General features: G+C 58.2%; 19 protein-coding genes. 14 read left to right on the top strand and 5 right to left on the bottom strand.

Features of this window, described 5'->3' with window-relative positions; genetic code table 11:
* The 4 genes from ACO5Z0_RS11070 to ACO5Z0_RS11055 all read left to right on the top strand — a co-directional run.
* Positions 1–269, top strand: a 269-nt coding sequence (locus tag ACO5Z0_RS11070) for a triose-phosphate isomerase (protein WP_485650351.1), incomplete at its 5' end; no start/stop codon positions are given.
* 397 nt (positions 270–666) lie between these two features.
* Positions 667–2199 carry a 2,3-bisphosphoglycerate-independent phosphoglycerate mutase gene (gene gpmI, locus ACO5Z0_RS11065; protein WP_485650350.1) on the top strand — a complete coding sequence of 511 codons (1533 nt, stop codon included), beginning with the start codon at positions 667–669 and terminating at the stop codon, positions 2197–2199.
* Positions 2200–2396: 197 nt separating this feature from the next.
* Positions 2397–3266: a zinc metalloprotease HtpX gene (htpX, locus tag ACO5Z0_RS11060; protein WP_485650349.1), complete on the top strand. Its 870-nt coding sequence runs from the start codon at positions 2397–2399 to the stop codon at positions 3264–3266.
* 25 nt (positions 3267–3291) lie between these two features.
* On the top strand, positions 3292–3489 hold the full coding sequence (locus ACO5Z0_RS11055; RefSeq protein WP_485650348.1) for a response regulator transcription factor: 198 nt from the start codon (positions 3292–3294) through the stop codon (positions 3487–3489).
* A gap of 97 nt (positions 3490–3586) precedes the next feature.
* Here ACO5Z0_RS11055 and ACO5Z0_RS11050 read toward each other — a convergent pair whose 3' ends face one another.
* From ACO5Z0_RS11050 to ACO5Z0_RS11035, 4 genes are all read right to left on the bottom strand, one after another.
* Complete coding sequence (locus ACO5Z0_RS11050; RefSeq protein WP_485650347.1) at positions 3587–4918, bottom strand: S-layer homology domain-containing protein; 1332 nt, start codon at positions 4916–4918, stop codon at positions 3587–3589.
* A 266-nt stretch (positions 4919–5184) separates the two neighbouring features.
* On the bottom strand, positions 5185–5457 hold the full coding sequence (locus ACO5Z0_RS11045) for a hypothetical protein (RefSeq protein ID WP_442673079.1): 273 nt from the start codon (positions 5455–5457) through the stop codon (positions 5185–5187).
* 453 nt (positions 5458–5910) lie between these two features.
* Entirely contained in the window at positions 5911–7032 is a 1122-nt protein-coding gene (locus ACO5Z0_RS11040) for a site-specific integrase (protein ID WP_485650346.1), read from the bottom strand.
* Between the two features lie 171 nt (positions 7033–7203).
* Complete coding sequence (locus ACO5Z0_RS11035; protein ID WP_485650345.1) at positions 7204–7500, bottom strand: helix-turn-helix domain-containing protein; 297 nt, start codon at positions 7498–7500, stop codon at positions 7204–7206.
* Positions 7501–7701: 201 nt separating this feature from the next.
* Between ACO5Z0_RS11035 and ACO5Z0_RS11030 the strand changes: the two genes are divergently transcribed.
* From ACO5Z0_RS11030 to ACO5Z0_RS11015, 4 genes are all read left to right on the top strand, one after another.
* A complete protein-coding gene (locus ACO5Z0_RS11030) occupies positions 7702–7887 on the top strand; it encodes an excisionase family DNA-binding protein (protein ID WP_485650344.1) in 186 nt (61 codons plus the stop codon).
* Between the two features lie 225 nt (positions 7888–8112).
* Positions 8113–8241 carry a hypothetical protein gene (locus tag ACO5Z0_RS11025; RefSeq protein ID WP_485650343.1) on the top strand — a complete coding sequence of 43 codons (129 nt, stop codon included), beginning with the start codon at positions 8113–8115 and terminating at the stop codon, positions 8239–8241.
* Positions 8238–8732 (top strand): hypothetical protein, encoded by a 495-nt coding sequence (locus ACO5Z0_RS11020; protein WP_485650342.1) that lies wholly within the window; start codon positions 8238–8240, stop codon positions 8730–8732. Before ACO5Z0_RS11025 ends, ACO5Z0_RS11020 begins: the two co-directional genes overlap by 4 nt.
* Before the next feature lie 10 nt (positions 8733–8742).
* A complete protein-coding gene (locus tag ACO5Z0_RS11015) occupies positions 8743–9318 on the top strand; it encodes an N-acetylmuramoyl-L-alanine amidase family protein (protein WP_485650341.1) in 576 nt (191 codons plus the stop codon).
* 78 nt (positions 9319–9396) lie between these two features.
* On the opposite strand, the gene ACO5Z0_RS11010 is transcribed toward ACO5Z0_RS11015, so the two are convergent.
* Positions 9397–9759 (bottom strand): hypothetical protein, encoded by a 363-nt coding sequence (locus tag ACO5Z0_RS11010; protein WP_485650340.1) that lies wholly within the window; start codon positions 9757–9759, stop codon positions 9397–9399.
* Between the two features lie 599 nt (positions 9760–10358).
* On the opposite strand from ACO5Z0_RS11010, the gene ACO5Z0_RS11005 reads away from it, so the two are divergent.
* The 6 genes from ACO5Z0_RS11005 to ACO5Z0_RS10980 all read left to right on the top strand — a co-directional run bounded on the left by ACO5Z0_RS11005 (position 10359) and on the right by ACO5Z0_RS10980 (position 15620).
* The gene (locus tag ACO5Z0_RS11005) at positions 10359–10580 is read left to right on the top strand and encodes a DUF1659 domain-containing protein (protein ID WP_485650339.1); all 222 of its coding nucleotides are present in this window, start codon (positions 10359–10361) and stop codon (positions 10578–10580) included.
* A gap of 37 nt (positions 10581–10617) precedes the next feature.
* A complete protein-coding gene (locus tag ACO5Z0_RS11000; protein WP_485650338.1) occupies positions 10618–10830 on the top strand; it encodes a DUF2922 domain-containing protein in 213 nt (70 codons plus the stop codon).
* 12 nt (positions 10831–10842) lie between these two features.
* Positions 10843–11004: a YvrJ family protein gene (locus tag ACO5Z0_RS10995; protein WP_485650337.1), complete on the top strand. Its 162-nt coding sequence runs from the start codon at positions 10843–10845 to the stop codon at positions 11002–11004.
* Positions 11005–12002: 998 nt separating this feature from the next.
* Positions 12003–12656, top strand: a complete 654-nt coding sequence (locus ACO5Z0_RS10990; protein ID WP_485650336.1) for a hypothetical protein — start codon at positions 12003–12005, stop codon at positions 12654–12656.
* Between the two features lie 252 nt (positions 12657–12908).
* Complete coding sequence (locus tag ACO5Z0_RS10985; protein ID WP_485650335.1) at positions 12909–14294, top strand: FAD-binding oxidoreductase; 1386 nt, start codon at positions 12909–12911, stop codon at positions 14292–14294.
* Between the two features lie 3 nt (positions 14295–14297).
* Positions 14298–15620 carry a (Fe-S)-binding protein gene (locus tag ACO5Z0_RS10980; RefSeq protein ID WP_485650334.1) on the top strand — a complete coding sequence of 441 codons (1323 nt, stop codon included), beginning with the start codon at positions 14298–14300 and terminating at the stop codon, positions 15618–15620.
* The last annotated feature ends 135 nt before the right edge of the window (positions 15621–15755 follow it).

The following is a 15755-nucleotide window of genomic DNA, read 5'->3' as shown; positions in this document are numbered from 1 at the left end:
TCGTCATCGCCTACGAGCCGATCTGGGCGATCGGCACGGGCAAGACGGCGACGTTCGAGCAGGCGGAGGAAGTCTGCGCCGCCATTCGCGCGACGGTCGCCGAGGTATTCAATAAGGACGCGGCAGACGCCATCCGCATCCAGTACGGCGGCAGCGTCAAGCCCGCAACGATCGCCGGCCTCATGGAGAAGCCGAACGTCGACGGCGCTCTCGTCGGCGGCGCGTCGCTCAAGGCGAAGGACTTCAGCGAGATCGTAAGGAACCGCTGATAAAATGAAGTCGCCCAGATTTGCGCAGATGCGCTGGTTCTATCGCGGTCAACGTCAGCCAATCATGCGACGCGCTTCGCGCTTGCATTCTTGGGACGTTTTCGCATACGAGCCGTTGCCCAATCGCCTGCGTCCTTCGGACTTGGCTCTTGGACGGCTCAGCAAGGAGACAAACCGGAGGCGTAGCGGTGCTACGTCGAGGATTTGTCGACGACGAGAGGACAGCGCAGATGCGTGAAGATGGGTGGCTGAATTTATCAGTGGTTCCTCAAGTTCTGACGAAAAGGAAACCTTTTGAGCGGCACTGCACATGCGATGCCGCTCCTTTTGGGGAGCAGCCTCTCAGGGCGGCTTCCTGCAATATTTGTAACATACTCCATAGGAAAGGGGTAGATCTATGGCAACTTTGAAACATGCACCGGTCGCGCTCATCATCATGGACGGCTGGGGAATCGGCGACCCGAAAGATCCGACGAACGCCATCGTCGTCGGAAAGACGCCCGTCTTGGACGGACTCACGGCGAAATATCCGCACGCCCAGCTGCAGGCGTCGGGCGAGTACGTCGGCCTGCCTGACGGGCAGATGGGCAACTCCGAGGTCGGGCATACGAACATCGGCGCAGGGCGCATCATTTACCAGGAGCTTACGCGCATCACGAAAGCGATCGCCGAAGGCACGTTCTTCGAGAACAAGGCGCTCATTCATGCCATCGCGAGTGCGAAGAAGTCGGGCGGCGCACTGCACCTCTTCGGGCTTGTTTCGCCGGGCGGCGTGCACAGCCACGAAAAGCACCTCTACGGGCTTCTCGAAATGGCGAAGAAGAATGGACTCTCGAAAGTCTATGTGCACGCCTTCCTCGACGGGCGCGATGTGCCGCCGACGAGCGCGGCGGGCTATCTCGCCGAACTCGAAGAGAAGTGCCGCGAGATCGGCATCGGCGAGATCGCGACGATCTCGGGGCGTTACTACGCTATGGATCGCGACAAGCGCTGGGAGCGCGTCGAAAAGGCGTATGACGCCATCGCCAAGGGAGACGGCGTGAAGAAGGCGACGGCGAAGGAAGCCATCGAAGCCTCGTATGCGGAGAAGGTGACGGACGAATTCGTCGTCCCTGCCGTCATCGGCGGCTATGCGGGCATGAAGAAGGGCGACGGCGTCATATTCTTCAACTTCCGTCCCGACCGCGCGAGAGAGCTTACGCACGCTTTTACCGATACGAAATTCGACGGCTTCCCTCGCGTCGAGGGGCTTGATCTCGCGTTCACGACGATGACGCAGTACGAGGAAGGCATGAACGTCGAAATCGCCTATCCGCCCGAGAGCATCAAGAACACGCTCGGCTCGATCATCGAGCAGCACGGCATGACACAGCTTCGCATCGCCGAGACGGAGAAATACGCGCACGTCACGTTCTTTTTCAACGGCGGCGTCGAAGAGCCGTACAAGGGCGAGGACCGCATCCTCGTGCCCTCGCCGAAGGTGGCGACATACGATCTGCAGCCCGAGATGAGCGCGCTCGAAGTCACGGACAAGGTCGTCGCTGCCATTGAATCGGGCAAGTACGACTTCATCATCCTGAACTACGCGAACGGCGACATGGTCGGTCACACGGGCGTCATGGAAGCTGCCGTCAAGGCGGTCGAGACGGTCGACGCCTGCGTCGGCAGGTTCGTCGAGGCGGCGCAGAAGATGGGCGGCGAGGTTTGCATCATCGCCGATCACGGCAACGCGGACCGCATGGTCGATCACGCGACGGGACAGCCGTTCACGGCGCACACGACGAATCCCGTGCCGTTTATATGCGTGTCCGACCGCGTGAAGAAGGCGCATGACGGCGCACTCTGCGACATCGCACCGACGCTTCTGACGCTCGCCGGGCTTGAAATTCCGTCCGAAATGACGGGAAAACCCCTCGTGGAGATGAAGTAAGGTTTGTTTTGCGGCAGGGAGAGCGATAGTTTTCAGCGCTTTTCTCCGCTGTGTCAAGTTTTTGACATACAAAACGGGAGTACAGTTTTCGGTTCAGCCGATGGACTGCACTCCCCTTTCCTTTGTACGTTGCTTTGCGCCGCATCCATTTTTGAGGTAAGGTCTTTTTCGTATCAATCATTTTGGGAGGTTTCTTTATGAATACGATAAAAACTGCGATATTGATGGCGCTCATGATGATGCTTCTCGTCGTTTTGGGCGCTGTGATCGGCGGCAAGGGCGGCGCGATGATGATGTTCGTCATCTCCTTGGCAATGAACTTCTTTTCCTATTGGTTCAGCGACAGCATCGTGCTCCGGATGTACGGCGCACGGCCGCTGACGGAGAGAGAAGCGCCCGAACTCTGTCATCTCGTGGCGGATCTTGCCGCGCGTGCAGGGCTGCCGATGCCGAAGGTCTGTCTGATCGAATCCGAGACGCCGAACGCCTTTGCGACGGGGCGCAGTCCTTCGCACGCCGCTGTCGCCGTCACGCGCGGCATCGTCGGCATCTTGAGCCGTGAAGAGCTTTCGGGCGTGCTTGCGCATGAGCTTTCGCACATCAAGCACCGCGATACGTTGACTTCGACGATCGCCGCCGCTATGGGCAGTGCAATCTCCATGCTCGCCTATATGGCGCAGTGGGGCGCGATCTTCGGACGCTCGGACGATGACGAGGGCGCAGGCGGCATCGTCGGCACGCTTCTCGCCGTCCTCGTTGCACCGCTCGCGGCGACGCTCATCCAGCTTGCGATCTCACGATCCAGAGAATACGATGCAGACAAGGCGGGCGGCGAGATCTGCGGCAACCCGCGTTACCTCGCGCGGGCGCTCGAAAAGATCTCCGGCACGGTCGCGAGTATGCCGCCGATGCGCGAAGCCGAAGCGCGTCCCGCGACGGGCAATCTCTTCATCGTCAACCCTCTTGCCGGTTCACGCCAAGCCTTCATGAGCCTTTTCTCCACGCATCCGGCGACCGCCGAGCGCGTCGCCCGTCTCGAAGAACAGGCGCGCCTTCTGGGACGGTAAGACAGGGCAGCACATCGTCAATAGGATGCTCTCTGCCAGAGAGCGTGAAGTCATGGAGCTTATCGTGCATGGCTATTCGCTCTCAACCATCGCCGATAAGCTCTACCTCTCGATCAAGACCGTCTCGACCTACAAGACGCGCCTTTTGCAAAAGCTCGGCTGTACGCAGAACTCGGAGCTTGTCGACTACGCGCTTCGACACAACATCTTGGGGAAGAAATAAAAAAGGCTGTGCAGCCGCCGAATCTGACGGCTGCACAGCCTTCCATATACGCCGAAAAAAGCAGCCGTACAGGAATTCTGCACGGCTGCTCGTTATATCAGAAGAAGTATTCGAGACGAGCGAACGCCTTCTTTTCTCCTGTCTTGCCTGTAACGCCTCTCGGGAAGATGATATCTCCGTCAAAGTAGATGAGCGTGCCGACGATGTTCTTCGCGAAGGTGTATTCGCCGCCGACCTCCCAACCCTTCGTGTTCCACATCGCGCCATCAAAGGTCGGGGTGATTGCCGTGCCTCCGCCGAGGTAGCGATACGCCACATGAAGTCCGAAAGTGCGCGGATTCTCAGGCTCTGCCCCTTTATAGGCAAGTTCTATGTTATAGGCTTTCAGATTCTCTTTCGTAACAAAGCGAGCTTCATGACTCGTATTCTTCCAATAACCGCCAGACAGGGCGACCGTGCTCTCGGGACGCCACGTCATGCCGAGTCCCCAGATGTTGCAAGGCGCTGCCAAGCCCGCCAGATCGCGGACAAAATCTGTGTTCTTCATACGCACATAGTCTGCGCCGACATGGAACTTCTCCGAAGGATTCCAGTTGAGGTTGACCATCTGCACGTCCGCCCGTCCGCTAGCATTAATACCAGCTTTCTGCGCTTCCTTCAATTCGCCGCCCCAACCTGAATTTTCAAGATTGTAGCGTCCGGCAAAAATCGTGCCGGAGAACGGCTGTTCCGCTCCGAAGGTCACGGCTACACCAGACAAATCGTCGTCGATGAGGACGCCTTGCTCTGTGAAGACAGGCAATTTACCAGCATTGATGACCGTTGTACCATAAGTACCTTCGGCGTAGGCTCGCTTGAGCGATACTTTGCTGTCGTGATCTTCATCTGACTTGTCCTCGGAAAGATTCCATGCAGCGTCGAGACGAGCCTTGACCTTCCAATGATCGTTGACTGTGGCTTCCGGCTCCAGACGAAAGAGCAGTTCATGGTCGTTCGTCCGTTCATCCGGATGACTGTCGAAATAATCCCCATCGATTTTCTGGTACGTGTACTGCAATTCGCCTGTCCATTTGACATTGTCGATACGGCTTTCGAGGTTCGTGACGCGTACGCCGAGGTTGTTCAGCTCCTCGCTGAACTCAGCGGCGAGACGGTCGATCATCGCCTTTTGCCGGGCGTTGACCTGATCTTCCTTCGCCATCGCCTTTGCGACCATCTGCGCCATCTCATAGCGCGTGATCTCGTTTTCACCGCGATATGAGCCGTCGCCATAGCCCTCGATGATGCCGTCGTCGGCAAGCTGTGCGACGGCGTCGTACGCCCAATGATCCATCGGGACGTCGCTGAAGGGGTTCGCTGCTGCGAACGTCGTCGATGCTGCGCCGACGACGAGCGCCGTCGTCAGAGCTGCTGTCAGAGATTTCTTCATGAAAAACTCCTCCTTCAAAATAGATGAAATGAACGTTAGTCAAACCATCAAGAAGGAGTTTCTGAGTATCCAAGTTCCCTCAAGAACCCCGCCTGTGGTCTGTCTACTGATAATGATAACATATCTTGCGGGGGGGCAAGTGGAAAAATGAGAGAGATTCATATTTTCTTGATCGTCGTAAGCGAAGCTGCTTCGATGATGCGCTCCATCGGTATGGACGAAAAAAGGCTGCGCAGCCGCCGAATCTGACGGCTGCACAGCCTTTTTTAGAACAAATGAAGATACCGCATGACGACCGTGATGAAGCAAAGCACGGCGACGAAGAACATGAAGTATTCGATGCACTTCACGGGATGCGCGTAGTGCAGGGGGATCTCTACGACCTTCGGGATGTTCTCCGCGAGAAGCGAGATGGCGACGGATGTATAGAGAATCGTATTTGCCATGCGCGTCGTCTTGTATGTGGACAGCGTCATGAGGATGAGACAGACGGCAAAAGTAATGAGAAAGTAAGCGATTTTGTCTCTATGGCGGCGCATGGCGTCACCTCCTCGTTTTTGATCGGTATGGGCATTCGGCAAACCCATGCTTGGTGCGGGCTTACGGATAAATTCCGTCAACCATCGGAGCGAATCTGAGCAAATGCATCTCGATCAGCGTTTCTCTAAATATATACCATATACATATATTTGTAAATGCAGAAATATGCGGGATGTATGGCAGGGATGCCCAAGGATGGTTTCCCCGATTATCATCCCATGATACTGTTCGTGCTACCAGTCGGTATCGTTTAACGTCGATAGTGCGCTTTCGATGGGCTCTGTCAGGGAAAACGACAAGCTGCAAACCCGTATTGGCGGGGCTTGCGGCTGTTATCTTAGAAAAACCATCGGTTTTGATACCAGTCATTTGACGTGACGAAATGTAATATTATGTGCATGAACTCCCTTGCATAGCGCCCCGAATGTGCCATAGTGCGTTACAAATTGACGCTATGTATCGCCCGCGTTGGTCTCTTGTTGGCCGCCGTAGAGTGTCTCCAGATAGGCGGCGATGTCCTTGTCGCGCGAGGGAATGTACTCCGTGTAGGTGTCCATCGTGATGACGACAGAGGCGTGCCCGAGACGCTCTTGAATGTCCTTCGGATACCAGCCTGCGGCAAAAAGCATTGTGGCGTGAAGATGGCGGATTTGGTGCATACGAATGACCGGAAGGCCGAGCTTTATGCAAAAGCGCTTGAGTGTACCGCCGATGTCCACGGACGTTTGGAGACTGCCGTCACGGCGGCAAAAGAGTGCGTCTTTGACGGGTACGCCGTCTTTCAATGCGTCTCTAACCTTTTGTGCACGATATGCCTTGATTTCTGTTGCGAGACTCTTCGGCATCTCGATTGCGCGCAAACTACGCCGCGTCTTTGGCGCTGCAGTTTGCGCGCGCCCGCCGAAGCGAACGGTCGTGCGGCGGATCGTGACGCGCGTGCCGTCAATGTCACTCCAACAAAGACCGCAAATTTCCCCCGCGCGCATCCCTGTATAGAGCGCGATGGACAAGATGAGCGCCAGCATTGGCTTTTGTCGCCGCGCCGCCTCGATCGCCCGCTGCACATCCGTCAAAGTCGCCGCGCGCACATGGCGCTGCGTCTTTGACGCGCGTATGCCGTCAGCCGGATTCTTTGCGATCAGACCGTCCGTGACAGCTTGCCGAAGCGCGGATTTCAAGAGCTTCAGCGTGTTGGTATCTGCATCTTTGGCGACGGCACGGACGTGCATCGGCGAGAGCGCTGCAAGGCGTACGCCTCCGATCTGTGCGGCGAGCTTGCAGATGTAGCACCGATACTGCACGAGCGTCGTCTCACGGACTTGCCCGACTTTGCAGGTGTCAAGCCAGAGTGTCAGATATTCGGCGACCGTTAGCCGATCAGCATCCAATGCGGCCGATGTCCAGTGTGCTTGCTGCAGTTCGCTCTTCTTGCGGATCGCTTCTTCTTTTGTTCGAGCCGTGCGGCTTTTCCGCACGGCTCTTCCTTCGGCGTTGTAGCCGACGGTCACTTTTGCAATCCAGCGGTTTTTTCTTTGGTCAAAATAGATCGTTCCTTCTCCGTTGCCGCGCTTCATCCAAAAGCCCCCTTTCCCTGTGTATATCCTGTGGAAAAGACTGTGGATAAAACTTGATCGGCGAGGCTCGCAGGTTGGTTTGCGGTACCCTTTGCGGTGCATATATGCACCGCAAAGCGACCTGCAAACCGCACCCATATATTAAATAAAATAAAACAAAACAAAAAAGCATTAGGGACGGGCAGCAAGATAGGCCTGCAAGATTCGCTCCAACATCTCCCGTTCGTCGGGCTTGAGCAGGGAAAGAGAAGGAGAAGAAGGCCCCCCCCCCCGCGTCCCTTCCAAGAGGAACAATGGAGACGTATCAAGGACATGAGCAAAAGGAACGATCTGCGAGGCTGTCAGTTCTCTTTTTCCTGCCTCGTAGAGTGCGATGGTCGGACGAGAGAGCCCCACTTTTTCAGCGAGTTCCGCTTGTGTCATTTTCCGGGCGCGTCGCGCTGCGCGTATGTTGTCACCGATCGACATAAGGCCGTACCTCCTCATGCTGTATTATAGCACCACGCGACGCGTCGCGCTACAAAAAGCTATGCCGCGAAATGTTACTCTATGTAACTAAAAAGGGCGAAAATGACAGGATTTCGTCAAAAAACTCCGGAATTTATCCGTTACATGACGTTGCGTAATGTAACAATATGAGGTAAGATAAAGGCGAAAGGAGTGCTGAAGATGGATGAAGTTTTTACGATGACACCTTTGGAGTATAGCAAGAGGACGCGCATCGGCATCGGAACGATTCGCCGCCTCGCTAAGGTGAAGGGGTTCCCGACGGTTCGGGTGGGGCGAAAGATGCTGATCCCGGTCAAAGCGGCAGATGCATGGATTTTGGCAGCGGGTGAGGTGCGGGGGAAGTGACGCATGAATTATCTGTCAGAAATCCTTGGGTTTCATCGACAGCTTTTATTCAAGCCCTTGTCTGCTCGTGCGATGGCATTCTGGTACGTTCTCATGTACTATGGCAATGCAGCGCATTGGCAGTGGCCAATCATTTTGTCAGAGAGTTTGCTGCGGGGAGTTTTAGGGCTGTCACATCGGCAATTTTTGGACGCGCGGCGCGAGCTTGTTTTGGGGGGATATATTTTGCATAAGCCCCGCGCGGGAAGGCGTGCGCCGGAGTACGTCGTTTTGTCTCAGGAGACGAAGAATGTTGTGCATCGCATGGCGCTGGAGAGCCTCATGGATGCAGAGAGGGAGTTGATTCGAACATGACCGTAGATCATAGGCTCCTTCGATGGTTCGCCCGACATCCGGGCGAGGCGGTCAAGGAAGCGGATATTCGTCATGCGCTGGATATGTCACATGGGACGTTTCATCAGGTGCGAGCGCGGCTTTTGAGAGCGGGGCTTTTGACGCGCGAGAAGGTCGGCGTTCTTTATGCCTATACGCTGCCGCCCGAGGTCGCAGCGGTGTTTGACGCTGCGCCGCCGAAGGCGGCGGCTGCGCCGAAGGCAGCGGCGCCCGCGCCGCTTTCGGGCGGCAAGGCGCTGCCGGAAGCGGATGAGCCTCTGCCGGATTTGTCCGGGGTGTATGCGGATTGGTCGGATGTCGAGGACGCGATCCTCGCGCTTTCTGTGGACGTGTCTTTTTCGGTGATAGAGGATCGTCTTACGGTGGAGAGCTGCGATGGGCTGCATGAGGATGTTTATGGTATCACGAATGACTGGAATGGTATCACGTTGGAGCTTTTTACGAGCGAATAGGAGAGGTGTCATGAGGGTGTTTATCAATCCCGGCCACGCGCCGGGCGGCGTGCCGGATCCCGGTGCGATCGGAAATGGTATCGTTGAGGCGAAGATTGTAGATCAAATCGGTCGGCGCGTCACGCATTATTTGTGTGAGGCTGGTCTTGAGGTTTATTGCTTGCAGTCGGATAATGTCGGCGGCGGCATCGGTCTTTCTGTGACGGCGGAAGCGAACCAATGGAATGCGGACTGCTTTGTGTCGATTCACGCGAATAGTGCTTCTGACAGTTTCGCGCATGGCGTGGAGACGTTTTGTTATGCGCGGGGCGGGGCGAGTGAGGCGCTTGCCGAGTGCATCCAGTCGCAGATGGTCGGGGCGCTTCCTCTGGCGGATCGGGGCGTGAAGGAGCGGCCGGGGCTTTATGTCCTTTGTCATACGGAGATGCCCGCGGTTCTTGTCGAGGTCGGCTTTTTGTCGAACGAGGGCGATGCGGATCTGATGAAGGCGCGTTGGGATGATATGGCGGCGGCGATTGCAAGAGGTGTGACGGATTGGGAGTTGACGACGTTTTTGGATGATGCCGATTTGAACGATGTCGATTAAAACTTTTTATTTATAAAAAGCCTTTGCCGCGCGGCAGGAGAAGCCGCGCGGCTTTTTTTGGTGCGCTGCCGGGCGCGGTCATGGACGACCGCGCTTTTCGTCGTAGCGTGATGCGGTGCTTTGCTGCGAGCAGGGGCGATAGTTCCCGACCGAAGCGCAAGCGTAGGGAGAGGAATTGTCGCCCCTGCGGCTCGTGGGGCGACTTTGGAGACGCGAGCGCCGGACGTGGATAGGCTCGGTCGAGGTTTCGCCCCGCGAGGCGCTTGCGCCGTGCCCCGCGAGGCACCCCATCTTGCGCTCCTTTGTGCCGGAGCGGGGCAGTGTCCGCGCGAAGCGCGGCGGCGTAGCCCCCTTCCCCCCCTCGCTCACTTGGATGCGCTTTTCCTTTTCCCCCGAGCGCAGTCCGTTTTTCTGCCCCGGCGCTGCGCGTGGTAAAAGCACGCGCAGCTCAGGCGTGCGGTCGGCTTGGTGATACCATTGGCCAAGGTGCCGACCGCTGGCCCCGTCTGGCAGAAAAACCCTGCCGGAGCGCCGAAGGCGCGTGAGGCCGAGCACGGGCGGGGGATGGGGGGGAGCGCGAGGGGGGGAAGGGGGCGAAGAGGTGGACAGGTAGCACGGGCAAGGGATTGACACTCTGCAGCCGCTGCGCCGGAAGAAGTCTCCGGGCTTCTTCCTGTCCGCCGTCCGAACGGCGGCGCAAGCGCCTCGCGGGGCAGCAGGGCGAGGCGAGAGGCGGGCGACGGAGTGGCGGCGCGTATATCGCTATCGTCGGTGCTGTTTCTTCAAATGGTATCAGATACCGAAGTGGGATTTGCCAGTTATTTGCAGCTGTGGTATAATTGGTATCAGATGCAAGGAAACCCCTCTGTGTCAGCAGAAAACCACATAGCGAAGGTTGACAGCCTTACCCGCATGATCTTTTCGGCTTTGGTATCATGAAGCCAAGAGATAGGCTGTCAACCGCAGCAGCCCCCTCGCGCTTGACGGCGCGAGGGGTTTGTTGCTTTTGACGGTACGCTGCAGGAAAGGAGATGAATGGCATGGCAGTCACTCGCAAGGACAAGACGACTTCGATTCTGATCGGCGTTGAGACGGGCACGGATAAGTTCGGTAAGCCGACGTATTCGACGCGCGTGGTTTCGGGCGTAAACCCGGAGATCACCGACGACGACGCTTTCGAGATCGGCAAGCAGATCGCTGAGCTGCAGAAACATACGCTCGGCGCGATCGAGCGCAGCGATAAGGCGAAGCTCGCAGAGTAAGCAGGTGTTTTCCTGCAGGTGAAGGAGGTGCAAAGACATGGCAGACATTCTGAAGATGGTGTTTAAGGTCACGGATACGCAGACCCATACGCTCTCGCTGAAGGATCCGAAACCCGGACTGACGAAGGCGGCGGCGCAGACGGTGGCGCAGTCGATCATTGACAAGCACGCAATTGTCACGAAGGGGCTTCCGATGAAGGGCCTCAAGGCGGCGTTTATCCAGCGTGTTCAGGACATCGAGCTGGCGTAAGGGGGCAGCGCGATGGAAGAGACCATTTTGACGGCTGTTTCGGCCGTCGGTTTCCCCATCGTCGTGACGTTTTATCTTTTGACGCGGATTGAGCGTTCGATTGACAAATGCACGGCGGCGATCAATGAGCTTGCGAAGGCGTACGCTCGCAGCGAGCGCAAGCAAGGCTCTTGACAGGTAGACCAAGCGAAACGAAAAGCATCCGGCAAACGCGCTTTTGTCGGATGCTTTTTTGTTTGCCGCTATGGCTGCAGCGGCGAAAAAGGCGTGAGGTTTATCCCCTGTCATGAAATATACGGGGCTTGTAGCCGCTCTGAGGCGGTCGTTTTTTGGTGCAGCGGGCCGAAGGTGCGCGTTTTTTGCTTGTTCGCGTGTGTGCAGCGGTTTTTGTTGTCTGCTGCTTTGTACGCGCGGGCGAGACTTCTCCGGGGGATTTTTCTCTGTTTTGTACGCCAGAGCGAGACTTCTCCGACGGACTGCCTCGCTCTGGCGGCTGCGCGTCGCCGCCCCGGGACTGGGGGCAGAGCCGCCGGGACGCTTCCCGGGACAACGCCCGCAGTCCCACGACGGCCACGCGCAGCGAGGCGAACCCGACAGCGCCCGCGTCTATGCGCCCGCTGTCAAATGTCGCTGGAAATGCCTCTCAGATGGCGCACAGACGCGCCAAAGGGTGCATCGTATATCTAGCCTAGGGGAAGGGCCTACCGCCTCGCACAGGCGCTCTGAAGAAGCGAGGGGCGTTTTGGCGCGGGCGGCGCGGCAAAAGCCGCCGGGACGCTTCCCGGGACAAGGCCGCGCCGAGAGGATGCCCACGCCAAAAGCCCCAGCGGCAGGGGCTTGGCCGAGATGAGCGACATTCGCGCGGCGCGGCCGTCGCCTGCCTTGCAGCGCTTCGGGCTGTCCCACAGGGGCGCGGGGGAGCCGTTCGGACGGCGGACAGGAAGAAGCCGAGAGACTTTTTCGGGCGCAGCGGCTGCAGAGTGTCAATCCCTTGCCCGTGCTACCTGTCCACCTCTTCGCCCCCTTCCCCCCCTCGCGCTCCCCCCCATCCCCCGCCCGTGCTCGGCCTCACGCGCCTTCGGCGCTCCGGCAGGGTTTTTCTGCCAGACGGGGCCAGCGGTCGGTACCTTGGCCAATGGTATCACCAAGCCGACCGCACGCCTGAGCCGCGCGTGCTTCCACCACGCGCAGCGCCGGGGCAGAAAAACGGACTGCGCTCGGGGGAAGAGGAAAAGCGCATTCAAGTGAGCGAGGGGGGGAAGGGGGCTACGCCGCCGCGCTTTGCGCGGACACTGTGCCGCTCCGGCACAAAGGAGCGCAAGATGGGGTGCCTCGCGGCACACTCCCCCGCGCCCCTGTGGGACGGTTCTCGCTCCGGCGTTTTCTTGTCCGGCACTCGCGTCTCCGAAGTCGCCCGGCATCGAGGCGCGGCGCATCATGCGCCCGCACGCTTTGCGCCCGTTCGCACACGCTTCGCGTGCCGCTCTCGGACGCTAAGCGGCGTTCGCAAGGCGCGCCGCGCCTCGATTCGTCTTGGCACCGCTTCACGCTACGACACCGCGCGGTCGTCCATGACCGCGCCCGGCAGCGCCGACGATGGCGGCGCGTTTGGGCTGCAGATTTTTTCCCGCTGCAGTTTTTGGTTTGCGCGAGCGAAAAAGAAAGGGCAGCAAGGTACTACCTTGCTGCCGCCAAAGGGAGCGTATCGCCGCCCAACGTGTCAAGGGCAAGCCGCCGCAGGCGGTGCGCCCTTCGGGCGCTCCCTTGACACTGCAGCGAGGCGGTCGCTCTCTGATATCAAAGCGCCGCCCGTGATACCAAAATGATACCAGTCGCCATATCGCGCCGCCGGGGTTGGTCGCTCGTTGGTCGCTGCGAGAGAAAATGACAAGCCACAAGTCCCGCTGCAGCGGGGTTTGTGACTTGTACCATAGAAAAACCATCGGAATAATTGTTAAAAGTCGCAATTTTCCATTGACAAATGCAAAAAATATGCGATACTTAGAATTAATAGGAAGATTATCTACCCTATAGATTTTATCTATGATAACCACCATTGTGAAAGAGGTGCATACTACATGGAAAAGCAGCAGTTGGCAGAAGAGATGGCGAAGATCGTCGGTGCGGAGAATGTTCAGTCGAAGGAAGAGGAACTTTATTCCTATGCCTACGATGCGACGCCGGGTCATATCTACATGCCGGACGTCGTCGTCAGCCCCGGCACGACGGAGGAAGTCTCGAAGGTCTTGAAGTTTGCAAATGAGCACAAGATCCCCGTCTACACGCGCGGCTCCGGCACGAATCTCTCGGCGGGCACGGCGCCTTTGAAGGGCGGCATCGTCCTCTCCATGCTCCGCTTCAACAAGATCATCGACGTCGATCTCGAAAACCTCATCGCTGAGGTCGAGGCGGGCGTCATCGTGCAGGACATCAACGACCACATCGCGCAGTTCGGGCTCATCTACCCGCCCGATCCGGGCACGGTCAAGACGGCGAGCCTCGGCGGCACGATCGCGGAGAACTCGGGCGGTCTGCGCGGCTTGAAGTACGGTATCACGAAGAACTATGTGCAGGGTCTTGAAATCGTCCTCGCGAACGGCGATGTGCTGCATACGGGCGGCAAGAACGTCAAGGACGTCTCGGGCTACGACATGACGAAGCTCTTCACGGGTTCTGAAGGCACGCTCGGCGTCGTCACGAAGGCTCTCTTGAAGCTCGTTCCTGCGCCGGAAAAGACGAAGAGCATGGTCGCGATCTTCGATACGATCGAGGATGCGGGCCGCGCCGTCTCGGGCATCATCGCCGCGAAGATCATCCCTGCGACGCTCGAAATCCTCGACAACGCGACGATCCGCACGGTCGAGGACTTCATGCACGTCGGACTGCCGACGGACGCCGACGCGATTCTCCTCATCGAGGTCGACGGTCATCCGACGGTCGTCGAGGACGAGGCGGACAAGGTCATGAAGGTTCTGGAAGAAAACAACGCACGCGAAGTCACGCTTGCCCGCGACGCGAAGCACAAGGAACAGCTCTGGACGGCTCGCCGCATGGCGCTTCCGTGCCTTGCGAAGCTGCGCCCGACGACGTTCGTCGAAGATGCGACCGTTCCGAGAAGCAAGATCCCGGCATTCCTCGCCATCGTCAAGAAGGCGGCGAAGGATCACAACGTCACGATCGGCACGTTCGGCCATGCAGGCGACGGCAATATGCACCCGACGATCGTCTGCGACCTGCGCGACGAAGAGGAGACGAAGCGCGTCCATGAGGCGATGGACGACATCTTCCGCGGTGCGGTCGAGCTGGGCGGCACGCTCTCGGGCGAGCACGGCATCGGTCTCGGCAAGCTGCCCTGGATGGAGCTGCAGCACGGCAAGGAAGGCATGGAGGCCATGCGCCAGATCAAGCGCGCACTCGACCCGAACCTCATTCTGAACCCGGGAAAATTGATTGGAGAGTGCTGACCTATGGCTGAAGATACGAAAAAGTTTACGGCGGCAGACCTGAACAAGCACGACACATCGCTCCTCGCTGACATCGAGGACGCGATGGCAAACTGCATGAAGTGCGGCAACTGCCAAGCCGTCTGTCCGATTTACCGCGAGACGAGAAAAGAGCAGATGGTCGCGCGCGGCAAGATCTCTCTGATGCAGGGCTATCTCTCGGGCAAGGTGCCCATCTCGGCGGAGTTCGACCACATCATGGCGATGTGTCTGAACTGTAAGAGCTGCGCGGCGAACTGCCCGTGCGGCGTCGCAGCCGACGAGCTGATCCTGCGCGGCAGGAACGCCGCTGTCAAGGCGCGCGGTCTGCATCCGATCAAGAAGAACGTCTTCCGTCTCCTGCAGAACCGTCCGCTCTTCGATGCGGCGCTGAAGCTCGGCGGCATGTTCGGCTGGATGTCCTTCAAGGAAGTGCCGGGCAAGAATGCTGTGAAATCGCGCCTGCCCATGCCGGGCATGGATCCGAACCGCGCGACGCCGCCTTTGGCGTCGCGCCCGCTGCGCAGCCAATATCCCGAAGTCATCAAGGTGGAGAACCCCAAGTTCCGCGTCGCCTTCTTCACGGGCTGTACGATCAACTACATGTACACGGACATGGGCGACGCCGTCATCGACGTCCTCAAGGCGAACGACATCGAGGTCGTGCTGCCGTCGAAGCAGCACTGCTGCGGCACGCCGATTCATGTATCGGGCGCCTTCGACCTCGCGAACCAGCTCGCGCGCAACACGATCCGCGTCTTCGAAGCTCTCGACGTCGACTACATCATCGGCGCCTGCGGCTCGTGCGTCGAAGCCTTGAAGCACTATCCCGAATGGCTCAAGGACGATCCCGAATGGCGTCCTCGCGCCGAAAAGATGGCGGCGAAGGTACGAGAGATCAGCGAGCTTCTCATCGAGAAAGGCTTCCGCACCGACAATCTCTCGCCCGTCAACAAGAAGGTCACGATGCACGATCCGTGTCACATGATCCGCGGTCTTGGCATCACCGAGCAGCCGCGCAAGGTCTTGCAGGCGATCCCGGGCGTGGAATTCGTCGAGATGAAAGAGCACGACCGCTGCTGCGGCTCCGGCGGCTCCTTCTGCATGGCGCACTATGAGATGAGCCGTGAAATCAACGACAGGAAGTGCAGCAACATCACCGCGACGGGCGCAGACCTCGTGGCGACGAGCTGCCCGAGCTGCCGCATGCACATCACGGACGGCATCGTACACAACGATATGCCGCAGGTCGTCTACCACCCCATTCAGATCCTCGCCGAATCGTATCGCGGTGCGGCGGCACACTGAATTTCACCCATAATAATGTAGAAAAAATCCCTTCCGCTGCAGTTCATTTCTGCATCTGGAAGGGATTTTTCATGGTTTGTTGTATAATGAATAAGGAAAAGGCTTCCTGCGTGGGCATAAGAAGATCGAACCAAA

It is taken from the genome of Selenomonas sp. (assembly GCF_057272215.1).
Note: the sequence above shows the minus strand (reverse complement) of the source record. Positions and strands in the feature narration are given on the sequence as shown.